The organism is Allorhodopirellula solitaria, from assembly GCF_007859855.1.
Classification (GTDB): domain Bacteria; phylum Planctomycetota; class Planctomycetia; order Pirellulales; family Pirellulaceae; genus Rhodopirellula; species Rhodopirellula solitaria.
The window spans coordinates 230,468-251,342 of record NZ_SJPK01000004.1; the positions used below are offsets into that span (position 1 = coordinate 230,468).

The following is a 20,875-nucleotide window of genomic DNA, read 5'->3' on the forward strand; positions in this document are numbered from 1 at the left end:
AATAAAGAAAGCTTTATCGAAGACTCAGCGGTTCTTTAGGGTCCCGTGCGATAGTGGTATCAGACATTTGATTTCCACTTTCGGGAGAAAAACCATGGCCAGCTTCGTGAGCTTCATTCTGTACGCTGCCGTGAGCACCGCCGCTGTTCTCATCTTGACGTACTTCGCGGGAACAACAACTACCTCTACTAAACAAACGGGCCAATTCCACGCCCCTTTCCCCGCCCGGCGAATTCGCCGTTCGATGTAGAGGGACGGCTAAGCTACGCCAGTAAATCCTTCACGACTTCGCCATGAACGTCGGTCAAGCGAAAGTCTCGGCCTTGGAAACGGTAGGTCAAACGTTCATGGTCCAGTCCGAGTTGGTGCAAGATGGTTGCTTGCAGGTCGTGAACATGCATCGGTTTTTCAGCAACGGAGAACCCGAGTTCGTCCGACGCACCGTACTCATACCCTGCCTTGACGCCTCCGCCGGCCATCCAGATCGTAAAAGCATCCGGATAGTGGTCGCGGCCGAGCACGTTGCTGCCCGAGGTGCGGCCTTCCCGGAACGGTGTGCGACCGAATTCACCTGCCCACACGATCAACGTCTCCTCGAGTAACCCTCGCTGCTTCAAATCACGGATCAATGCAGCGACCGGTTTGTCCATCGTCGCGCACTTGCGGGTCAACCCATCGGTAATCCCCTCATTCGGGTTGGTGCCGTGGAAGTCCCAGCCCCAATCGAACAACTGCACGAACCGCACCCCAGATTCCACCAAGCGGCGGGCGAGCAAGCAGTTATTGGCTAGACTCGATCCGCCGGGCGTGGCCCCGTAGTCGTCGAGTGTCCGCTGCGACTCCTGCGAGATATCCATCACCTCGGGAACGGCCGCCTGCATCCGAAAAGCCAGTTCGTACTGGGCGATGCGGGTCATCGTCTCGGGATGCCCCATCGCAGCAGCCTGCATCTCATTGAGATCCCGCAGCGCGTCGAGACTTTTGCGGCGAAGGTCACGATGGATGCCTGGCGGGTCCGAGGAATACAGCACCGGGTCGCCCTGGGAGCGACACTGCACGCCCTGGTATACCGAGGGCAGGAAGCCACTGCCGAATGAGTTGCTGCCTCCGTTAGGCTGCACACCGCTGGAGATCAAAGCCACAAAACCCGGCAGATTCTCGTTCTCGCTGCCGAGCCCATACGTCACCCAGGAACCAATCGAAGGACGGCCCGAGCGAGGAGATCCCGTCAGCACAAACAACTCGGCGGGCGCATGATTGAACTGGTCGGTATACATCGAGTGGACCACACACATCTCGTCGGCCACATCGTGAAAATGTGGAATGGCATCGGACATCCACATGCCCGACTCGCCCGCCCGTGACCATTTTCGCGGCGAGCCCATCAATTTCGGGACACCGGAGGTGAAGGCGAACTCGCGGCCGGCAAGAAACGCATCGGGTACATCCTGTCCATCGCGGGCGACCAATTCGGGCTTGCGGTCGAACAGGTCCAGGTTCGGCGGAGAACCAGTCATGTGGAGGTAGATCACCCGCTTCGCCTTCGGTGGGAAATGCGTTGGTGCGACCGCAAGTGGATTGTCAGCGGGGCGACTTGCGGAGGTCTCGCCGGAGAGCAAGCTCGTCAGCGCGATGCCACCCAACCCCGCCGTGGATTGTTGTAGGAAATGGCGACGGGTGCGCAAGTGAAGTTGTTCGAGTCGTGGGTCCATGATCGCATTCCTAATAGAGGTCGATTCGTGTGGCCGTTGCTTCTGGCCCAGCATTCTGTCGGTCGATCGGCTTCATGGTTTCATCAGCGTTTCGTCCAGATTCAAGATCACGTTACTCAGCACGGTCCAGGCGGCGAGTTCAGCAGGCGAGGATTTCTGAGCCAAGCCGTCGCTGAGCGGCCCCAGCGGCTCGGTCGCCATCGCCACAGCGTCCTCAGCGTGATCTTGATAATACGCAATCGTTTCGTCGACGAACTCGCTCAGCCGGTCGATCTCGGCGTCACTCGGGGACCGCAACAAAACGCGTTGAAAGCTGAAGATGATCCGCGACCGAGGATCCTCTGCCGCCTCGACGGCGCGCCTCGCCAGTGCTTGAGCGGCTTCGATGTAGACCGGATCGTTGAGCGTCACGAGTGCCTGCAGGGGCGTATTGGTGCGGGTGCGGCGAACCGTACAGACCTCGCGATTGGGCGAATCAAATTGTGCCATGGAGGGATAGGGACTCGACCGGCGCCACAGCGTATATAGACCGCGACGGTAGCGATCCTCTCCGCTGCTCGTCTTCCAGTCCGTGCCGGAACCGAAAGCGGCCCGCAGCCCCAAGTCAGGCTGCGCGGGTTGCACCGGAGGTCCGTACATCTTCCCACTGAGCAGCCCGCTGACGAACAATGCTTGGTCACGCACGACTTCCGCCGAGGCGCGGAACCGTGGCCCGCGGGCGAGCAGCCGATTATCCGGATCGAGTTCGACGAGCTCCGGAGTCGTCTGTGAACTTTGACGATAGGTTGCCGATGTCACCAGCAGGCGCAGCAGCTGTTTCAGATCCCAACCTCCCTCGCGAAGTTCGACGGCGAGATAGTCGAGCAGTTTGGGATGGGAAGGTAGCTCTCCCTGCGAACCAAAGTCCTCGCTCGTCTCCACCAACCCCTTGCCAAAGATCTGCTCCCAGTGCCGGTTAGCGATCACACGAGGGGTCAGCGGATTGTCATCGTCGACGAGCCAACGGGCGAGCGTCATGCGGTCCGGTTGCGAGCCGTCGGCGATCTCCAAGTCATGCAGCGCAGCGGGCACACCAGCACTGACTTCATCGCCGGTGCTGAGATAGCTGCCCCGCAGCTGCACATGGGTCACCCGGTGCTTCGCCGCAGGCAATTCGCGCATCACCGGCACACTGGTGTTCGGCTGGATTGCGTCGAGGTCGGACTGGCATTCGGCCAGCTCCGATCGAGCATCCGCGAGCAACGGCGTGATGCTGCGGTAGTACTCGGCGATCTCCGCCTGTTCACTCTGGGTCCGGTCGTGGGCTGGTTTTCGGATCACCCGCTCGATGTCGGCCGGGATGCCAGCCCACTGCGCCACCTGGGCATCCGGCGTCATCGACCATCGCAGCCGCGGCGGCTTCGCATCGGGCCACGTCATCTGAATCGTCAGGACACCTTCTGAACGCTCTTCCATAGCATCTGGAACGAACATCCTCCCTCGGTCGTGGCCGGTGAGTTGGAGCGATATCGCGCCGGCAAGGTCGTACTGTGCATGAGGCGAAGGCACTGCCGGCGGGGTCTGCCGCCAGACGACATCGCGGTTCTCATCGAGTAATGAGATCTCAAATCCAGCGAGTCGCTGTAGGAAGGGTTCGCCGCCGTCGGTCCGGTTCCAAAGCGCCAGCGACTCGATTGGCTGCACAGAGCCGAGGTCGAGCTCCAACCACGGATCGTTCTCGACGGTGGTATGCGTGACGGATTTCGATGAGAACTGACCATCGGTATTCCCATCGATCGCATACTGAGCCTTGCCTCCAAATCCTGTCGAACTTTGCGTCGCGGTCGCTTTCTCAGCGATGTTGAGGCCATCGGAAAAGACCTGCACCTCGGCGAGATGGATCATCTTCCGCTCACCCGGCAGGTCAATTCGCACGTAGCGAGCGTCCACGCTCGATGGCTGCGCAGGCGTCCAGATGACCTGTAGATCGCTCGCCGATCGATCCGGTCGGCCTGCTGGCGTCTCCAGTTTCAGGCCTACCAAGGTCGTCTCGATTTCGTAAGCGACGGTTACTTGCTCATACGAGGGCGCGTCGGCGGGAGCGAGGTCCGACGCGATCGTGATCCACCCCTCGTCGTCAACTGCCAGCGAAACATCGGTCTCATTCTCCGCTGCTTTTTCAGTCGCCGATACGTTGCCAGTCGCCGATGTCGGCTGCAGGGGCTGCCAGGTTGCCGGCTTATTGAGTCTGCCCAGCCACTTGGCTTGCGCCGCTTTGACATCGGGAGTGGAGTGGCTGAGTGTCTTTTGCAAGCTCGTGATCTGCCCTCGCAACTCCTCGCGTCGCTGGCGCTGCTCGTCGGTCCAGATCGATAGCACAGGACGTTCGTCGCGTTTGTCCGAATCCTGGGTCTGGTTAAAGAAATCGAAGAGCTGAAAATACTCTGCCTGCGTGATCGGGTCATATTTATGAGTGTGGCACTGGGCGCAGGCCATCGTCGTCCCCATCCACACCGCGATCGTCGTATTGACTCGGTCGACGACGGCGACGTTGCGGAACTCTTCGTCGTTGGTGCCGCCCTCATTATTGGTCATCGTGTTGCGATGAAACGCCGTGGCGATCTGTTGCGAGTCGCTGGGGTGGTCGACCAAGTCGCCGGCGATCTGTTCGATGGTGAACTGATCGAAGGGCTTGTTCTTATTGAGCGAGCGGATCACGTAGTCGCGATAGGCCCAGATCGTCCGCATCGGATCGTCGGCATAGCCCGCCGAATCGGCATAACGAGCGAGGTCCAACCAAACACTTGCCCAGCGTTCGCCAAAGGCCGGCTTGGCCAGCATCCGGTCCACATAAATTTCGTACGCATCGCTACGTTGGTCGTTGGCAAAATCCGATGCCTCCTGCCAGGTTGGTGGCAATCCGGTCACGTCCAGGGCCAGGCGTCGGGCCAACGTCAAACGATCGGCCTCGGCAGACGGCCGCAAGCCTTCGGCTTCTAGCTTGGCAAGGATAAACCGGTCCACAGCGTTGATCGGCCAGGCCGTATCGGTCACCTGCGGAAGCGACGGTCGTTCCGGTTTGACGTAGGACCAATGCCTCGCGTAGTCAGCCCCTTGGTCGATCCAGCGACGGACTAGCTCGACGTCATCGGGTGTGAAAACGCGGCCTTTGCCCTCCGGTGGCATCCGCATATCGACATCATCGGTCGTCAAACGCTCCATGATTTCGCTGGCGTCTGCGTCGCCTGGCACGATCGCGGCATAGCCACCCAGGTCAGCTCGCGATCCCGCCTCGGTATCGAACCGCAGCGCCGCCGCACGGCTCTCTTCATCGGGGCCGTGACAGACGAGACAATTGCCCGATAGAAGCGGGCGAATGTCCCGGTTGAAATCGACGGCGTCGTTGGCACGGAGCTGGCTCGGCAACGCGATCACAAGAGTGATCGTCGCGGCCAGCCGCAGGGATCGAATGGGGTGGGGCAACATCGACTCAGGAGGGAGAGAGGCGTCGATTGGGGGGTGGGAGCGAAAGCTGGTTGGAGCGCGTTGTTTGAACGCGTCCCAACCGCTCACCATGTTACCCGCACCGCGATGCTCCGTCGAGCAAATCGACTAGGCTTCGTCGAGCAGGTCGACTGCGGCGAACGCTTTGCCTTCGAGCATCGCCAGCGATGCGCCACCACCGGTGCTGACGTGGCTGACGCGGTCAGCAAATCCGAGTTGCTCGACAGCCGCGGCGCTGTCACCACCGCCGATGATGCTGACCGCGTCGCTGTCGGCGACAGCTTCGGCGACGGCCCGGGTACCCGCGTCCATCGGTGGTTTCTCGAACACGCCCATCGGACCATTCCAAACGACTGTCTTGGCACCCTTGATGATCTCCGCATACTGCTTGGCGGTTTCCGGACCGATGTCCAGTCCTTCCATGCCTTCTGGGATCTCGCCTGCAGCGACAACTTTCTTGTTGCAGCCCGCGATGTTTCCGAAATCGTCGCCGCAGTGGGTGTCGACGGGCAGGTGCAACTTGCCGTTGCTCTTGGCCAGCAGCTCCTTGGCCAAATCGACTTTGTCCTTCTCGACCAGGCTACCACCGACCTGTCCGCCCTGGGCCAACGAGAACGTGTATGCCATGGCACCGCCGATAAGAATGGCGTCGCAGATGCCCAACAGATTGTTGATCACGTTGATCTTGTCGCTGACCTTGGCACCGCCGAGGATGGCAACGAAGGGGCGTTTGGGGTTACTGATCGCGTCGGAGAGGTATTGGATTTCCTTGGCGACGAGGTGGCCGACGACGCGAGGTTTGCCGTCCATCGCTTGGGGGACTGCCACCATCGAAGCGTCTTCGCGGTGACAGGTACCGAAGGCATCGTTGCAGTACACGTCGGCCAGTGCGGCGAGTTTCCCAGCGAATTCGGCATCGCCTTTTTTCTCGCCGGCGTTGAAGCGAAGGTTTTCCAGGACGAGGACTTCGCCTGCCTTCAGCCCAGCCGCTTTGGCTTGAGCGTCCTCGCCCACCGTGTCTTTGGCGAAATGCACGGGGCTGTCGAGCAGTTCGCCGAGTCGGGTTGCGGCGGGTGCGAGTGAGAATTTCTCATCGCCAGCGCCGCCGGTGGGGCGACCGAGGTGGCTCATCAGGATCACGACGCCGCCCCGATCGATCACGCTACGAATGCTCGGCAGGGCCATCCGAATGCGGCGATCGTCGGTGATTTCATTCTGCTCGTTCAAAGGGACGTTGAAGTCGACCCGCATGAGGACGGTCTTGTCTTGGACTTCGGTTTGATCGATCGTCTTTTTGGCCATCGAGAATCTGCTCCGGTTTCTAGAAAAAAAGCTGAAAAGTGCAACTTTGGATTGAGGTTTGTTTCAGTCGGTCAACCAGTATCGGCCAGAATCCGGCACTCGCGAAGGGGCCGATTGTTTTTCGGCACTCCTCTCCCGGTTTCCTCACGTCCTACCACCGTCATAACCGAAACCACAGTAGGCACGGCTGCGGCTCGATTTTTTGAGCTGCAGGCGGAGCCGGTCTGTCGCGACGATGGTGGAACTTGTCGCGGCGACGTTCGTTATTTACGAGCGAAATCAACGCAATACGGGGGCGGTGCTGGTGATTTCCAGAACCACGATGGACATTTTTTGCGCGCATTGGACCAAGCGGTCACTCCGGTTGGTGATCGGGTGCTCGATGGCGTTCGCGATGCTGGAGGTGCAGTATGCCCCTGCGGCGCGAGCCCAATCGCCACCGCCGTCGCTGCAGCGAAGCCAGGCGGCTCGACAAGCCTCACCTGCGCCGAACTCCAACACACGGAGCTTCCCCAACCTCTTCGGCTGGGGGCAGTCCGGCGATGAATCTCAACGGATCGGCTCCCCCGCTCATCGCGCATCGATCATCAACGCCTTGCCGCTGGATCGATTGACTCCCGAGGCACGCGCCGAGATTCTCGAAATCGCTGAGAACCCAACGCTCTATCGGCAGCTGCCCAGCCAAGCGGTGCGGTGCGACCAAGACATGTTTCTGTTCCTGACCCGCAATCCCGATGTGCTCGTCGGCCTATGGGATTTGATGGACATCACCAAGGTCGAGTGCGAACGCATCGGCCCCTATCAAATCCAAGCGAGCGATCGGGCGGGGACCACCTGTCACGTGGACTTGGTTTACGGTGACGCCAAACAACATATCTTTGTGGTCGAAGGCTCCTACGATGGCAAAATGGTGCCCACACCGATTCGCGGGAAGGGCGTCTTTGTACTGCATTCGGCCTACGCTCAGAATGCCGACGGGGACACCACGATCTCCGGGACGCTCGATTGCTTTGTGCAGTTGGAGAGTCTCGGTGTGGATCTGATCGCACGGACCTTCAGCCCGATCATTGGCCGTTCGGCCGATACCAATTTCGTGCAAACGGCGAGATTCATCTCCCAGGTCAGCCAAGCGAGCAGCCAGAACCCGGCCGCGATGCTCGATGTCGCCAACCGGTTGCCGCAAGTCGACCCGCCCGTGCGGAAAGCATTCGCCGAGACGATCGTGACCGTCGCCCGTCGCGGCCGCATGGTGGTCGACGATAGCGAGCAACCCAAGACAGCCGAACGAACGCCATCGAGCCCGCCGGACGGATTGACTCGCTAATCTCGTGGCACGACGATTTTGATGCCACGCCGTCCCGCTTCGATTGGGATCGGCGCGGCGAAGGGCTTGCCATGGATCACGACGAGAGGCTCGAAGCCGCCAGGCCCGATGCCGGTCCAGCGGAACTCACCCCACTCGTCCGTCGTGGCATAACCCTGCAGCGTGGGATCGCCCAGCAGCGTTGAGTCGGGATTGATGCGGACAACGGCACCCGCAATCGGCTCGCCCGATTCATCAACAACGCGGCCGGAGGCTTCTCCGTTGGCAATCGCCACGTCAAAGTCTTTCAGCAGCAGGGCATCTCCCTCCAGGTTCCGCTCACGCGTTCTCGAAACGCTTCGAATGGTTTTCCGGCACTGCGTGAATTCCGGCAAATCCACCAATCGGACGGAGTAACGGCCGGTTCGAAATGGCTGATTTCTCTCATCCATTAGCGGTGCAACCAGCTCGTACTCGCCGAGGTCATTGGTCGCTGCCGATGAAATCCATCGCTCGGGATCGTCGTCGATCCAAGATCGGTCGTCGGTCAAGGCAACCCGAGCATTCGCCACCGGCACCTTGTCGATCATGACGCGGCCCTGGATCGGCACACCAGGAACGAGCGTTAAGTCTACTTTTCTCCATCGGTTGGAACGCAGCGTTTTAACAGCAAACTGACGCGGTGATTCCGCGGGATACTCCGCCGTCACCGTCCAATCGCCATCCAAGAGCGTGGGCAGGTGGAACGAGCACCTTCCCTCATCGTCGGTCGTGCCATCCTCGACGTCCGGCAGGGCATCGGGGCGGCGGGTGAATCGGAGTGGCTGCCGGTCGGGAGCCCGAGTGATACAGATGCGGGCTCCGGCGACGTCTTGCCCGTCGGCATCGACGACATGGACAGAGACGGCGGGCAGGCGATCGAGGATGATTCCTAACTGCACCGGCTGGCCCGGATCGATCAGATCAACGATCCGCTGCGACTGTGGATCGAAACCTTTGCCGCCACTTGGATTGGCATGGGCGGTGAGCAAATCGAACCCGGCTTTCGGCCCGCAGGTCACCAGCCACCGTCCGGCTTGCGCTTTGACACGAAAACGCCCCTCGGCATCGGTGCGCACCGCGGGCGGTGACGAATCATTTCTCGGCCATGACCGGACCGTCACTGGCAAGTCAGCGACGAGTTGCTGATCGTCCGAGGCGATCACCTGGCCATGAATCTCGATTGCGTCCTCAGCAACGAGAGTCAGCCGCTGCTGGTCGAGAATGTCCTGTCGCGAGATAGCCGGAGCGCTGCTCGCATAGGACGCATCAGCAGGCCACTCCAACGTGAGCGGCGAAACATTCACTCCCGCGTTCTCGTCGCTCACACGCTTGGCAGCGATGGCGACCGAAAAATTTCCCTCAGCATCGCTCTGAGTTGGCTCCCCACGCGAAAAACGCTGCTTGATGACGGCACCCGGAACCGGTTCTCCCTTCCGATTGACGACTTTACCCCGCAGCGTGATCGCTTCATCCAAGTGCAGCCGAGCGGGACTCGAATGAACTGGGCCACCGCGGGCAAACCGAGAAGCCAACTCCGTCACAGCGGGAGTCGTGGCCATCACGGCCATGGTGCCATAATAATCGGGGTGCCTGAGCATCAACACGGCGATCATCCCTTCAGGCACATGGGGAAACCGAAAGCGGCCGTCGGCGTCTGTCGTCGATCGTAACTGGCCCACCGTGGGAGCGTGGCGATCGGTATCGACGGACTCGCCGCTGGTTGGATAGAGGGCGATCAGCTCCACTTCCACACTCGGCAGCGGGCGATCGTCCCGATCCAGAATCACGCCCTCGAGCGCCAGGGGTGGACCGAGAACAACGTCCTGTCGCATTTGGATCGATCGAGGCAGCGGCTCATCACGGAGAAACTCATACCGATCGAGGCTCCCTCGGGGTGGCTGGTAGCCGTATTGGATCGGTGTCCAGTTCGCGCCGCCTTGCTGGCCAGCTGCCATCAGGATGGCAAGCGTCGTCACCCCGTCGCGGTAATCAGTGGCCGGAACGGGCCGCTCACGCGAAATGTTCTCGAATTCGTACTCGCCAAAATCGTCGCTGTGGGTGCGGGCGAGCGGTTCTGACTGTCCCAGCAGCACCACGACAGCACCCGCGATCGGCTGGCCGCTGTCATCGAGAATCCGCCCACGTACACTCAGACGGATGTTGTCAGCCCGGCCGGCGTCCTCGGCCCGTTCCGCCACCGACGCCCGCTCGAGCAGGTCAGCGTACTCGGCCGAATGCGGTGGTTCTTGCGAGAACAGCGGTGCTGCGAACAAGACAACGCTCAACACGCTGATGACCAACGAGTTGAAGTATGGCGCCGCCGCCGGGCACTCCCACTCACGCTGGTGACGATCGGATTGTCGGCACATCTACCTGACCTGCGGAAAAGGGGACGCTGGAGAAATGCTCCCATGCGAGCAGCTCTATCCTAGTCCAGCCGAGGACCACCGTGGGCGGCAGCGGAGGTCGTAGGTCCGGTGGTTTGCCGGCGTGTTGATTGAGTCGGCGTTCTACCGCTCACTCAGTTAACACGCCGTTGCACCACCGGCAGTGGGCTGTCGTCCCTATCGGGACTGGGGGGACATGAGTGAGTCCCAAAGGGACGTCGATTTAATTACTGACGCTTTTCTACCGGACGTGTCCATTGCATGTCGGCATGGGCTTGCCAGCCATTGTGTATAGTCCCGATAGGGACGGCAGCACTCTGCCGGGGACGTCAGTCCCCGGTCCAGCCTGCAGTTTCCGACTCAGCCCCGGTAGGGGCGACAGCAGCGGCAAGATAGCACGCCCATTTCGGTTTGGCTGTCGTCCCTTCGGGACTTTGGCTCGTTGTTCTCCTGTATTCCGGGGACTTGCGTCCCCGGCAGAGTGCTTCCGTCCCTATCGGGACTTGGGGGGGGCGTGAGTGAGTCCCAAAGGGACGGTAGCCCTTTGACGATGGCGCGAGCCACCGGTGGGTCGGGTGGCGCGAGAGAGCCCCCGTGAGTCGTGTCGGCAGTGGACACGATCAATCCGAACGGATGAAAAAACGGCGATGGACCCGTCCCGGCTGGGTCGACGAATGCTCTGGCTCTCGATGCACATGCGGGTGTGCGTGTGAGTCAGAACATCCGTCCCAGGAGGGGGCCATCACCGATGGAAGAAGAACGCAGGCGGCCAGATAGCTAGCGGCGCGTCGTCGTTGGTTGGGCGGCCAACTGCATATGTCCAAAGAGCGTCTGGTCTCGGCGAACGATGTAGAATTTCGCGTTGGGGCCTTGGCGGATCTCAGGGTGCTGCAAGATCTCGGCGAGATCCCCGAGACTGGACGTTTGCCATGAGTGGATGCCCAACAGCACGTCTCCGCTACGGAGACTCTGTTGGTCGGCAGCCGAACCCGGCCGCACGTCGGTGATCAACAGACCACCACGGTAACTGGTCTTCAACTGGCTATTCATCCGCCGGGTGAATGCATCCCCGGCGGGTCGCACCGCGACGCCGATGACCTGCCACGCTAAGCTGGCGATGGGATCCGCGGAGGCCGCTGTTGCCGGCAACGTGGCGACGAAGGTCTCGTACGTTTCCTCATCTCGCTGGAACTCCATCCGAAGTTTCTGGCCCGGTTCGGCGTCCAGGACTGCGAGGGCGTACTGCAGCTCGGTGTCGATATTGTCTTCATTGATCTTCATGATCCGGTCGCCTGTTTGGAGACCACCGAGCTGAGCCGAGCCGCCCTTGCTCAGCCCCACGATCCGTAATCCACCATCCTGTTCGCTCGTCCCGTTCATGCCGATGACGAAGCGGCGGTCGTTGTGACGGCTGACCATCTCGGTGACCGTATCGAGGACTTGATCGATGGGAATGGCAAACGCTATCTGCTGGGCACCCACCCGCACCGCCACATTCAAGCCGATCATTTCGCCATCAATGTTCAACAGCGGTCCGCCCGAGTTGCCCGGGTTGATCCCGGCACTGGTTTGAATCAAGTCGCGATAACTCTGGGTCTCATTGACCGGGATATCACGGTGCAAAGCGCTGACAATTCCCACGGTACTCGTATGCACATAGCCGAACGCATTGCCGATCGCGATGACTGGCTCGCCAACCATCAGGTCGTTGCTATGCCCCCGCGGGATCGTTGGAAACGGCCCCGATCCGCGCAGTTTCACGAGCGCCAAGTCGCTGGCGGGATCCGAGACAACGAGGTCCGCCGTCGTCGTCGATCCGTCCTGCAGGGTCACGTTGATTTCGAAAACGTCTTCGACGACGTGATAGTTCGTGACAACGTATCCGCGGGGATCGATCACGACCCCCGTGCCCATCCCGTTGACTTGGCGGGCGACATCCGGTGCCGCTCCCCCGATCGACGAAACCGCTTGGCGGACGGTTTTATGACCGTGCAGATTCACTACCGAGGGCGAGGCCCGGCGGATCGCGGCCACCGTCGGCGTTTCACGATTGGAGCGACGGCTGCTCGCAGCCGAGCTGCTCGCGACGGTGTCTTGGTACCGGGCCGAGGCCGACCGCACATCCGCTGCCGCGACCGATCCGGTACTGAGAGCGGCCCCCAGGGCGATGCCGATGGCCGCCAAACCGACCGTAGCGGCGGCCCGCGGGGAACGCGTTGGCGATCCCATGCGAAAAACGCCAGCGGCCGAGACAGCCCGGCGGGAAAGGGTATTGAGTCGATAGAAATTCATGCAATCCCCGCGTCCAAACCGAGCCGACCGTAACCACCCGAAGCCGTGTACTAGCCGGAGTGACCGGCACAAGGGTTAGCATCGGACAAACGGCTCAGATCGCTTGATCACGCATCATCCACCCCGCAAGGTTTACCACGCCCCACGCGGTGGCCAGCCTGGGGGCAATGGGACGCGGAGGCAAACAATGCCGGTTGCGTCGACCGGATTGCCCGGACGCTGGCCCGCCCCACAGACTCTGCCCTACAGGAAACGCCTCTGAGCGGTTACAACATGCGATTCCTCACCGGGAGCATGGGCGGACTCACTTCGCACAATGCCCCGCAATTAGCAATCGTTCTGAGTACCCCAGTTCAACGTGATGGCGAGAATCGGAATCGTTTTCGGGCTGGTGCTATTTGGGTTGACCATCGTCGGCCTTAGCGTGACCACCCAAAAGAGCTACACGCAGTTTGTACCGATGATGTTCGGTATCCCACTGCTATTTTGCGGGGTGGTGTCGTTGAATCCCCACCGGCGGGGAGACGCCGTGTTCGCTGCCATGATCCTGGCGGGTGTGGGCATGGCAATCGGTTTGGTGCGTACGATCGTACTCGCAGTGCCCTGGCTAACGGGCGGCGAGGTCAACGAGCTGTCACTGGAACTGGTCGCAGGGATGACGGCTGTCTGTTGTCTTTTCGTGATCATTGCCGAGCGTTGGCGGCGCCGCCGAAAAGCTGAGAAAGTGCGTGTCGAGAAGGCACGGCGGCAAGCCGCGGCGCAGCCCAGCAGCCCCTTGGCGGTGAACCCAGCGATCGTCGATCCCGTCACTCCTGCACCGAGTGACAGCGAAAACCCGTATCAGACGCCCGCAATGTTGAACGAGACCTCCCGAACGCCCACTCCCACGATCGACGATCCTACGAAATGACCTCCTCTGCCTCTCCCAACGTGCCGGCGCCTACTTCCTCGGACGCCTCTCGTACGCCGATTGCCATCTATGACACGACGCTGCGGGACGGTTCCCAAGGCGAAGGTGTGAGCTTTTCCCTGCAGGACAAACTGAACATTGCCGAGCGTTTGGCTGAGATCGGCATCGATTTTGTCGAGGGCGGGTACCCCCTGTCCAACGAAAAGGACGTGGCGTTTTTCCAGCAGGCGCGAAACCTCGATCTGGGCAATACCCAGCTCTGCGCCTTCGGCATGACGCGGCGGCGGCGTATGAAAGCCGAAGACGACCCCGGCATGCAGGCACTCGTTGCCGCCGAGACCCCCTGCTGCACGATGGTCGGCAAAACGTGGGACTATCACGCCACCGAAGTGCTCGGCGCAACCCTCGATGAAAACCTCGCGATGATCGGCGAGAGCGTCGAATACTTGGCCCGGCACCGGCAAGTGCTCTACGACGCCGAACACTTCTTTGACGGATACAAAGCCAACCCGGCGTATGCGATCGAGACCCTGCGTGCGGCCGCTGCCGCCGGGGCGCAGTGGTTGGTGATGTGCGATACCAACGGGGGCACCCTGCCCGAAGAGATCACGGCGATCTCAGCCGCCGCTCGTGAAGGGCTCGCTGATTTCAACGTCGAGTTCGGAATTCATTGCCACAACGACTGCGAACTCGCCGTCGCCAATTCGCTGGCGGCCGTCGACGCCGGCGCCTTGCAGGTGCAGGGCACGATCAACGGCATCGGAGAACGCTGCGGGAACGTTGACCTGATCGCGGTGATCGCCAACCTCGGTCTCAAAAAGAAGAACTATGAGGTGCTCGGCGACCGGCCACTGACCTCGCTCACCGAACTGAGCCGGTTTGTCTACGAGACGGCAAACCTGCAGTGGCGGGGTGGGCAACCTTTCGTCGGTCAAAGCGCCTTTGCTCATAAGGGCGGCATGCATGTTCACGCCATCAATAAAGCGGCCAAGACCTACGAACACATCGACCCCGTGCTCGTCGGCAACGAACGTCGGATTCTCGTCAGCGAACTATCCGGCCGTAGCAACATCGAAGCGATCGCGGGCAAGCACAACCTTGGTGACGACAAGGAACTGATGAACCAGATCTTGGCCGAGGTCGTGCGGCTTGAGAATCAAGGATTCCAGTTTGAATCGGCAACCGCTTCCTTCGATCTGCTCATCAAACGCGTCAGCGGCAAGTTTGAGCCCCATTTTGAAACCATCAAGTATCGCGTCGTCGCCGGTAACCGAGACGTCACTCACGATGGTTCCTTCGCCGAAGCCATCATCAAACTGAAAGTGGGCGACACGCTGTGGTTCGACGCCGCCGAAGGGCACGGCCCCGTCAACGCGCTCGACGCGGGACTTCGCAAAGCTCTCACCGGTGCCTACCCACAACTCAGCGAGATCAGCCTGATCGATTACAAAGTCCGCGTGGTTGATTCCGCAGCCGGGACTGCGGCATCGATTCGAGTGAACATCGAAAGTACCGATGGAAAAGAAACGTGGGGCACCATCGGCGTCAGCGACAATATCATTGAAGCGAGCTGGCAGGCGCTCGTCGATAGCGTCGAATACAAACTGCACCAAGAATAGATGACAATCCAAGAACCCATCCCTCTGAACCCTTCCTTTGACCTATGATTCCGATTCGATTCGATCACGCTGATGCCGCCGCTGGGATCCTGCAGCAGTGGGAGGCGGCGGGGTGCTCCCACGCCGACGCGAGCAGCGACAAACCACCGTTTTCCATCGTGATCCCGCCGCCCAACGTGACCGGTGCGCTGCACCTCGGCCACGGACTCAACAATACCCTCCAAGACATCGTCGTCCGCCGTAAACGGATGCAAGGGTATGAGACGCTGTGGATGCCCGGTACCGATCATGCCGGGATTGCAACCCAAGCGGTCGTCGAACGTCGGCTCAAGGAAAACGAGAACCAAACTCGCCACGACCTCGGGCGCGAAGCCTTGGTCGATCGAATCTGGCAGTGGAAGGACCAATACGAAACCCGGATCCTCAACCAGCTCAAGCGGATGGGATGCAGCTGCGATTGGGAGCGGCTGCGATTCACGCTCGATCCGGTCTGCGCCGCCGCTGTGCGGGCGACGTTCTTTGACCTCTTTCAGAAACAGCGGATCTACCGTGGCAAACGGCTCGTCAACTGGGATACCTTCCTGCAGACGGCGGTCTCCGACGACGAGGTCTTCAACGAGACCAAGAAAGGCCATTTCTATCACCTGCGATATCCGGTGATCGATCCACAATCCGGTGAGCCGGAATCGCTTGAAATCGCCACGACACGCCCCGAAACGATGCTCGGTGACACGGCCGTGGCTGTCCATCCCGACCCGGCGTCGGCATTCGATCAAGTCGCAGCGGGACTTCAAGAAAAACTCGCCGAAGCGAGCGAGAAGGAAAAACCCGCTGTTGAGCAACAGATCACTGCACTGGAGAAACGCCGCGACGAGATGTTGCCGCAGCTCCTGCTGCTTCGTGACATGGCGGCCGACGGGCGAAAACTCCGCTTGCCGCTGCTCGACCGCGAGATCCCCATCGTCGCTGACGAATGGGCCAAACCCGAACTCGGCACGGGCTGCGTGAAGATCACCCCCGCTCACGATCCCAATGACTACGAAGTCGGCCTGCGTTGTCAGTTGCCCATGCTCAACGTGCTCCAACCCGATGGCACGATCAATGCCGAGGGGGGCAAGTACGAAGGGTTGACCATCCCTGCGGCCCGGAAGGCGGTCGTGGCCGATCTCGATGCACTGGGATTGCTCGGTGACGTCGAAGATCGCGAGATCGAGCTGCCGATCAGCGACCGCAGCAAAACACCGATTGAACCCTACCTGGCCGATCAATGGTTCGTCGCCATGAACGAACTCGCTCAAACGGCCATGGATGCGGTAGCGGACGAACGTGTGCAGATTTTTCCCGAACGCTATCGCCGTGGCTACCTCGACTGGCTCAGCGAGAAACGCGACTGGCCGGTCAGCCGCCAATTGTGGTGGGGGCACCGGATCCCAATCTGGTCGACCGGTGGGCTGTCTCAGTCGGAGGCGAACGAACTCAGTGATCAGCTCGAGAAGGTAGCGCAACAACATCCCGGTCAAATCTCACACCGGATCGATGCCGACAGCGACGACACCGTGGCAGTATTCGTCTGTGTGCGCGACGAAGACGAGACCGTCGAGGCCGATGTGCAGTCGCTCGGTTTGGCCCAGGACCCCGATGTACTCGATACCTGGTTCTCCTCCGCACTGTGGCCGCACAGTACGCTGGGTTGGCCTGCCGAGACGGCCGAACTGGCCAAGTTCTATCCGACATCCACCCTGATTACTTCACGCGACATCATCACTCTGTGGGTGGCGCGGATGGTGTTGATGGGGCTGAACAATCTCGGCGAAGTCCCCTTCAGCGAAGTCTTCATTCACCCCAAAATCCTCGACAGTTTTGGGAAGACGATGTCCAAGACCGCGGGCAACGGGATCGACCCCAATGATGTCACCGACAAATTTGGGCCGGACGCGTTGCGGTTCGGGTTGGCCAGGATCGCGGGGGATACCCAAGACGTTCGCATGCCCGTGCAGTTCGAGTGCCCGTCCTGTGAAAAACTGATCGACCAGACTCGCAAGACGCAGAAACTACCGCGGCTCGATTGCCCTGCCTGCGGCAAGCCGTTCTCCACCCAGTGGGCGGAAACGGAAGAGGACAAGGCCCTGCCCAAGGGAGCCGTCGTCAGTGAGCGATTTGAAACAGCAAGAAATTTTGTCAACAAATTGTGGAACGCTTCCCGTTTCACACTGATGAACCTCGAAGGCTTCCAGCCGCAGAGCATCGATGTCGCATCCCTGCCGATCGAAGACCGCTGGCTGCTCAGTCGACTTTCCAGTGTGACGGAGCAGGTGAGCGAGGGCATCGATCGCTATCAATACAGCGAAGTCGCTCGGATTCTGTACGATTTTGCCTGGGATGAATTCTGCAGCTTCTACGTCGAGATCGCCAAACCACGACTGAGCGATCCCGAGCAGAAAGCGATGACGCAGAACGTGATCGCTCACGGTCTCGACCAACTCCTGCGGCTCCTGCACCCGATCATGCCGTTCGTCACGGAATCGGTGTGGAGCTACCTCGGTGGATTGGCGCCGCGCCGCGGGGTCCCCGAGCCTGTCAACGCTGGGGCATTCGTGATGACGAGCGAGTGGCCTACCGCCCATGCCGATCATCACGACGTGAAGATCGAACGCCAATTCAGTGAGTTCCAAAAGATCATTGGAGCGATCCGTCAAATCCGAGCGTCGCAGAACATCAAGCCGAGTGAAACCGTGCCGGTGGCGATCCGCTGCGATGAGTCATCGCGTGAATTGCTCGAACCGATGAAAGCGTACTTCGCGAGCCTGGCATCGGCCGACATCGTCGCCATCGGCAGCGATGCCAAACCGTTTGAAACCGACGCACACCTGGGCTTGCCCGAAGTGGATGTCGATGTGCATGTGGACTTGGAAAAGTTCATCGATGTCGACGCGGAACTCGGCCGCTTGGAGAAACTACTCAGCCAGATCACGGGGCAAATTTCCGGCAAGGAGAACAAGCTCAACAATGAGAGTTTCGTCAGCCGCGCCCCAGCACCGATTGTCGCCAAAGAGCGAGAATCGCTGACCGGCCTCCGCGAACAATACGCCAGTGTCCAGAACGACATCAGCCGTTTGAAGGCCAAGAAACGCTAAGCACCAGCGAAACAACAGAACGCGCAGTGGATGAGGCGACGAGCTGCCAGTTACCCACAATTTTGCTCCCCCGTGTGCTTGTCACACGGGAAGCGACGTTTTGAAATTAGAAAACCGCGGCATCAACACGCGTTCCCCTGTCAGCTTGTCTGACAGGACACCAAGCCGACAAACTTTGCTCTCATGCGGGGCAAGCCCGCACGGGATCGGGGTGAATGCTCCATCTTTATCTAATCACAAAACGGAGATTCCTGTCAGACAAGCTGACAGGGGATCTGGTTTAATGGGTAATCAACAGCAGGCGACGAGTTCTGTCTTTCGGGACTCGTCGCCTCGTCCACTACATTCAGCGCGGATTATTGATTCGCGGTTGTAAAGCGTCGCGTGGTCATTCAGTAGCGCCCATTATCGCTCGGATCCATTGTTGAAAACCATGTCTCGCACTCCTCTTCTCGGCACCGTGCTCGCGGGCGGACGCTCAACGCGGATGGGACGATGCAAAGCTGACTTGCCGCACGCTTCGGGCGGCAGTTTTCTCGACCATGCGATTGCTCAACTCTCCGCTTGCTGTGATCACGTTGCTTGCTCGCTCGCCGCTGATCCAGCGGCGGCACCTTTACCAAATGGCGTTCACACCATTGTCGATGCCGCAGCCGACCGTGGGCCTGCCCAGGGCGTCTGCCAAGCGGTCGGCTTGGCGAAGTCACTTCGCTGCACCGGGGTGCTAATCACTCCGGTTGACTTGCCCGCCCTCACCTCCGAGCATCTACAACGGTTGATCATCGCTGCGGAGCGTTCGCACGATCAAGTCATCGCAGCGATTTCCGACGACGCGGCGGCTACTAAGCGTTTACAACCGCTCGTGGCGATCTACCCCGTGTCGCTACAGGGTGAGCTAAACTCACTCGCCCACTCGACGCACCGCAGCCTGTATCGATTCCTCTCGGGGGTGGACTGCCTCACAGTCGAACTCCCAACCGCTGTACTGCACAACGTCAATTCTCCGCACGATTTGCTCCCATGACTGAACATGCATTCGATCGGCTCGACGACGCCATCGCCGCGCTCGCCCGTCCACTCACCGCCGTCGAGATCGAGCCCGACTGCCGCGATTACCTTGGTCGCGTACTGGCAGAACCGATTCGTTCGGATCGTGACCATCCTGCCGCAGACGTCTCCGCCATGGACGGCTACGCGGTGGCGTTGCCGGACCGAGACCGTACCAGTGAGCTCGATCGGGAAGAGGAAGTCACTGTCACGGCGGAGAGCATCCCGGGATCGCCGCCACCCGCCTTTTCGGCGACTGGGGTCATCCGCATCTTCACCGGTGGTATCGTTCCGGCAGGTTGTGACCGAGTGATCCAGCGTGAGCATTCGATCGAAAACGCAGCCTCAACCGCGCATCCGCTCGGCACCATTCGCTGGCGCGCCGCCGCATCGGGCAACCCAGCGGGCGCCAACATCCGCCGCCAGGGCGAGAACTTGGCGGCCGGTGCGGAAGCCTTGCCGGCAGGGGTCGTGATCGGGGCACCTCAAATAGCTGCGATGGCGAGCTTCGGCGTCGCATCGACTTCGGTGCATCGACAGGTGCGCGTGGCCATCATCACCACGGGAGACGAACTCAGTGGCGATGTCACTGCACCGGGGCAAGCCTTGCCGGCCTGGAAGATCCGCAACAGCAACGCCCCTGCCATTGGTGGCCTACTGACTAGCCGCCGCTTTGTCGATGCGCCCACGCTGCTGCACGCCGATGACGATCCCGAGCGTCTACAACAAACGCTTACCGCGGCAATCGACGCGCACGACATCGTGTTGTTGACCGGCGGCGTCTCGATGGGCGATCACGACTACGTGCCGCAGGTCGTCGATCAGATCGGGGCAGAAACCGTCTTTCATAAGCTGCCTCTGCGACCTGGCAAGCCGATTCTTGGTGCCGTTCACACCGATCGAGCCACTTCCAAATCAACACCGATCATCGGTCTGCCGGGCAATCCGGTCAGCGCCACGATGGGCGCCGTGCGATTCGGCTTGCCTCTGATCGATAAGCTCGCCGGGCTATCGCGTTGGCAGTACCACCCCACCCACGTTGTGCTGGACCAGGTCGGCCCAAAGACGCTCCCGCTCGTCTGGCTCCGCGCGGTCCGCTTGACGCAGTCCGGTCAGGCTGAGTTGGTGATCGGCAAGGGCTCGGGCGACCTGGTGTCGCTGGCCGCCAGCGACGGGTTTATCGAAATGCCGCCGGGAGCGAACCACCCCGGTCCCTGGCCCTTCTTCGCTTGGTAAGTCGAGCGGCAGACAAAACCTTCCCCGCCTCGTCCATGACGGTGAATTCGATTCTGCCGCTCGCCAATAGCCTCTCAAATGAAATAGAAGACGCTGATCGAAGCGACGAACTGGCACCGCTCGGTCCCGTTTTCGAACGGACCGGAGCCGACACCATCATCGGCATCAAACCAGTCATAGGAGTAGCGCTGGCCTCTCTCAGGTCTAAAAAACGGGGCAACGGTGACAACTCGTCAATAGATTGGGCAAAAGTTCGTAGAAAATGCGCTCATTTGGGGCCGATTGGCGGCCTGATTGGGGGCATTCTGGCGTTCTTGGCGTGGTTTGGCTTTTCAAAAATCGCCGTAGCGGCAAGAATGCCGGTTTCGCCAGCGGCCGATCTGGGTCGCTGAACGCTTGCTCCCGCCT

Annotated in this window: 12 protein-coding genes; 7 read left to right on the forward strand and 5 right to left on the reverse strand. The window is 60.5% G+C overall.

The window, feature by feature from the left end:
- Positions 1-263 precede the first annotated feature (263 nt).
- The 3 genes from CA85_RS09680 to CA85_RS09690 all read right to left on the reverse strand — a co-directional run bounded on the left by CA85_RS09680 (position 264) and on the right by CA85_RS09690 (position 6,497).
- Positions 264-1,712 carry a DUF1501 domain-containing protein gene (locus tag CA85_RS09680; protein ID WP_146391141.1) on the reverse strand — a complete coding sequence of 483 codons (1,449 nt, stop codon included), beginning with the start codon at positions 1,710-1,712 and terminating at the stop codon, positions 264-266.
- A 72-nt stretch (positions 1,713-1,784) separates the two neighbouring features.
- Positions 1,785-5,177, reverse strand: coding sequence for a DUF1553 domain-containing protein (locus CA85_RS09685; protein ID WP_186774843.1), 3,393 nt, complete (start codon positions 5,175-5,177; stop codon positions 1,785-1,787).
- 126 nt (positions 5,178-5,303) lie between these two features.
- Positions 5,304-6,497: a phosphoglycerate kinase gene (locus CA85_RS09690; RefSeq protein WP_146391143.1), complete on the reverse strand. Its 1,194-nt coding sequence runs from the start codon at positions 6,495-6,497 to the stop codon at positions 5,304-5,306.
- 322 nt (positions 6,498-6,819) lie between these two features.
- On the opposite strand from CA85_RS09690, the gene CA85_RS09695 reads away from it, so the two are divergent.
- Positions 6,820-7,821 (forward strand): hypothetical protein, encoded by a 1,002-nt coding sequence (locus tag CA85_RS09695; RefSeq protein ID WP_246112652.1) that lies wholly within the window; start codon positions 6,820-6,822, stop codon positions 7,819-7,821.
- On the opposite strand, the gene CA85_RS09700 is transcribed toward CA85_RS09695, so the two are convergent.
- Positions 7,818-10,211 carry a carboxypeptidase-like regulatory domain-containing protein gene (locus CA85_RS09700; protein WP_146391144.1) on the reverse strand — a complete coding sequence of 798 codons (2,394 nt, stop codon included), beginning with the start codon at positions 10,209-10,211 and terminating at the stop codon, positions 7,818-7,820. The genes CA85_RS09695 and CA85_RS09700 overlap by 4 nt on opposite strands.
- A gap of 795 nt (positions 10,212-11,006) precedes the next feature.
- Positions 11,007-12,458, reverse strand: coding sequence for a trypsin-like peptidase domain-containing protein (locus CA85_RS09705; protein WP_146391439.1), 1,452 nt, complete (start codon positions 12,456-12,458; stop codon positions 11,007-11,009).
- A 424-nt stretch (positions 12,459-12,882) separates the two neighbouring features.
- On the opposite strand from CA85_RS09705, the gene CA85_RS09710 reads away from it, so the two are divergent.
- From CA85_RS09710 to CA85_RS09735, 6 genes are all read left to right on the forward strand, one after another.
- Entirely contained in the window at positions 12,883-13,431 is a 549-nt protein-coding gene (locus CA85_RS09710; RefSeq protein ID WP_146391145.1) for a hypothetical protein, read from the forward strand.
- On the forward strand, positions 13,428-15,050 hold the full coding sequence (gene cimA, locus CA85_RS09715; RefSeq protein ID WP_146391146.1) for a citramalate synthase: 1,623 nt from the start codon (positions 13,428-13,430) through the stop codon (positions 15,048-15,050). Before CA85_RS09710 ends, cimA begins: the two co-directional genes overlap by 4 nt.
- 44 nt (positions 15,051-15,094) lie before the next feature.
- Positions 15,095-18,184, forward strand: a complete 3,090-nt coding sequence (locus CA85_RS09720; RefSeq protein ID WP_146391147.1) for a valine--tRNA ligase — start codon at positions 15,095-15,097, stop codon at positions 18,182-18,184.
- A gap of 433 nt (positions 18,185-18,617) precedes the next feature.
- Positions 18,618-19,208 carry a molybdenum cofactor guanylyltransferase gene (gene mobA / locus CA85_RS09725; RefSeq protein ID WP_146391148.1) on the forward strand — a complete coding sequence of 197 codons (591 nt, stop codon included), beginning with the start codon at positions 18,618-18,620 and terminating at the stop codon, positions 19,206-19,208.
- Positions 19,205-20,467, forward strand: a complete 1,263-nt coding sequence (locus tag CA85_RS09730; protein ID WP_146391149.1) for a molybdopterin molybdotransferase MoeA — start codon at positions 19,205-19,207, stop codon at positions 20,465-20,467. The genes mobA and CA85_RS09730 overlap by 4 nt, the downstream gene beginning before the upstream one ends.
- A 35-nt stretch (positions 20,468-20,502) precedes the next feature.
- On the forward strand, positions 20,503-20,859 hold the full coding sequence (locus CA85_RS09735) for a hypothetical protein (RefSeq protein WP_146391150.1): 357 nt from the start codon (positions 20,503-20,505) through the stop codon (positions 20,857-20,859).
- Positions 20,860-20,875: the final 16 nt, after the last annotated feature.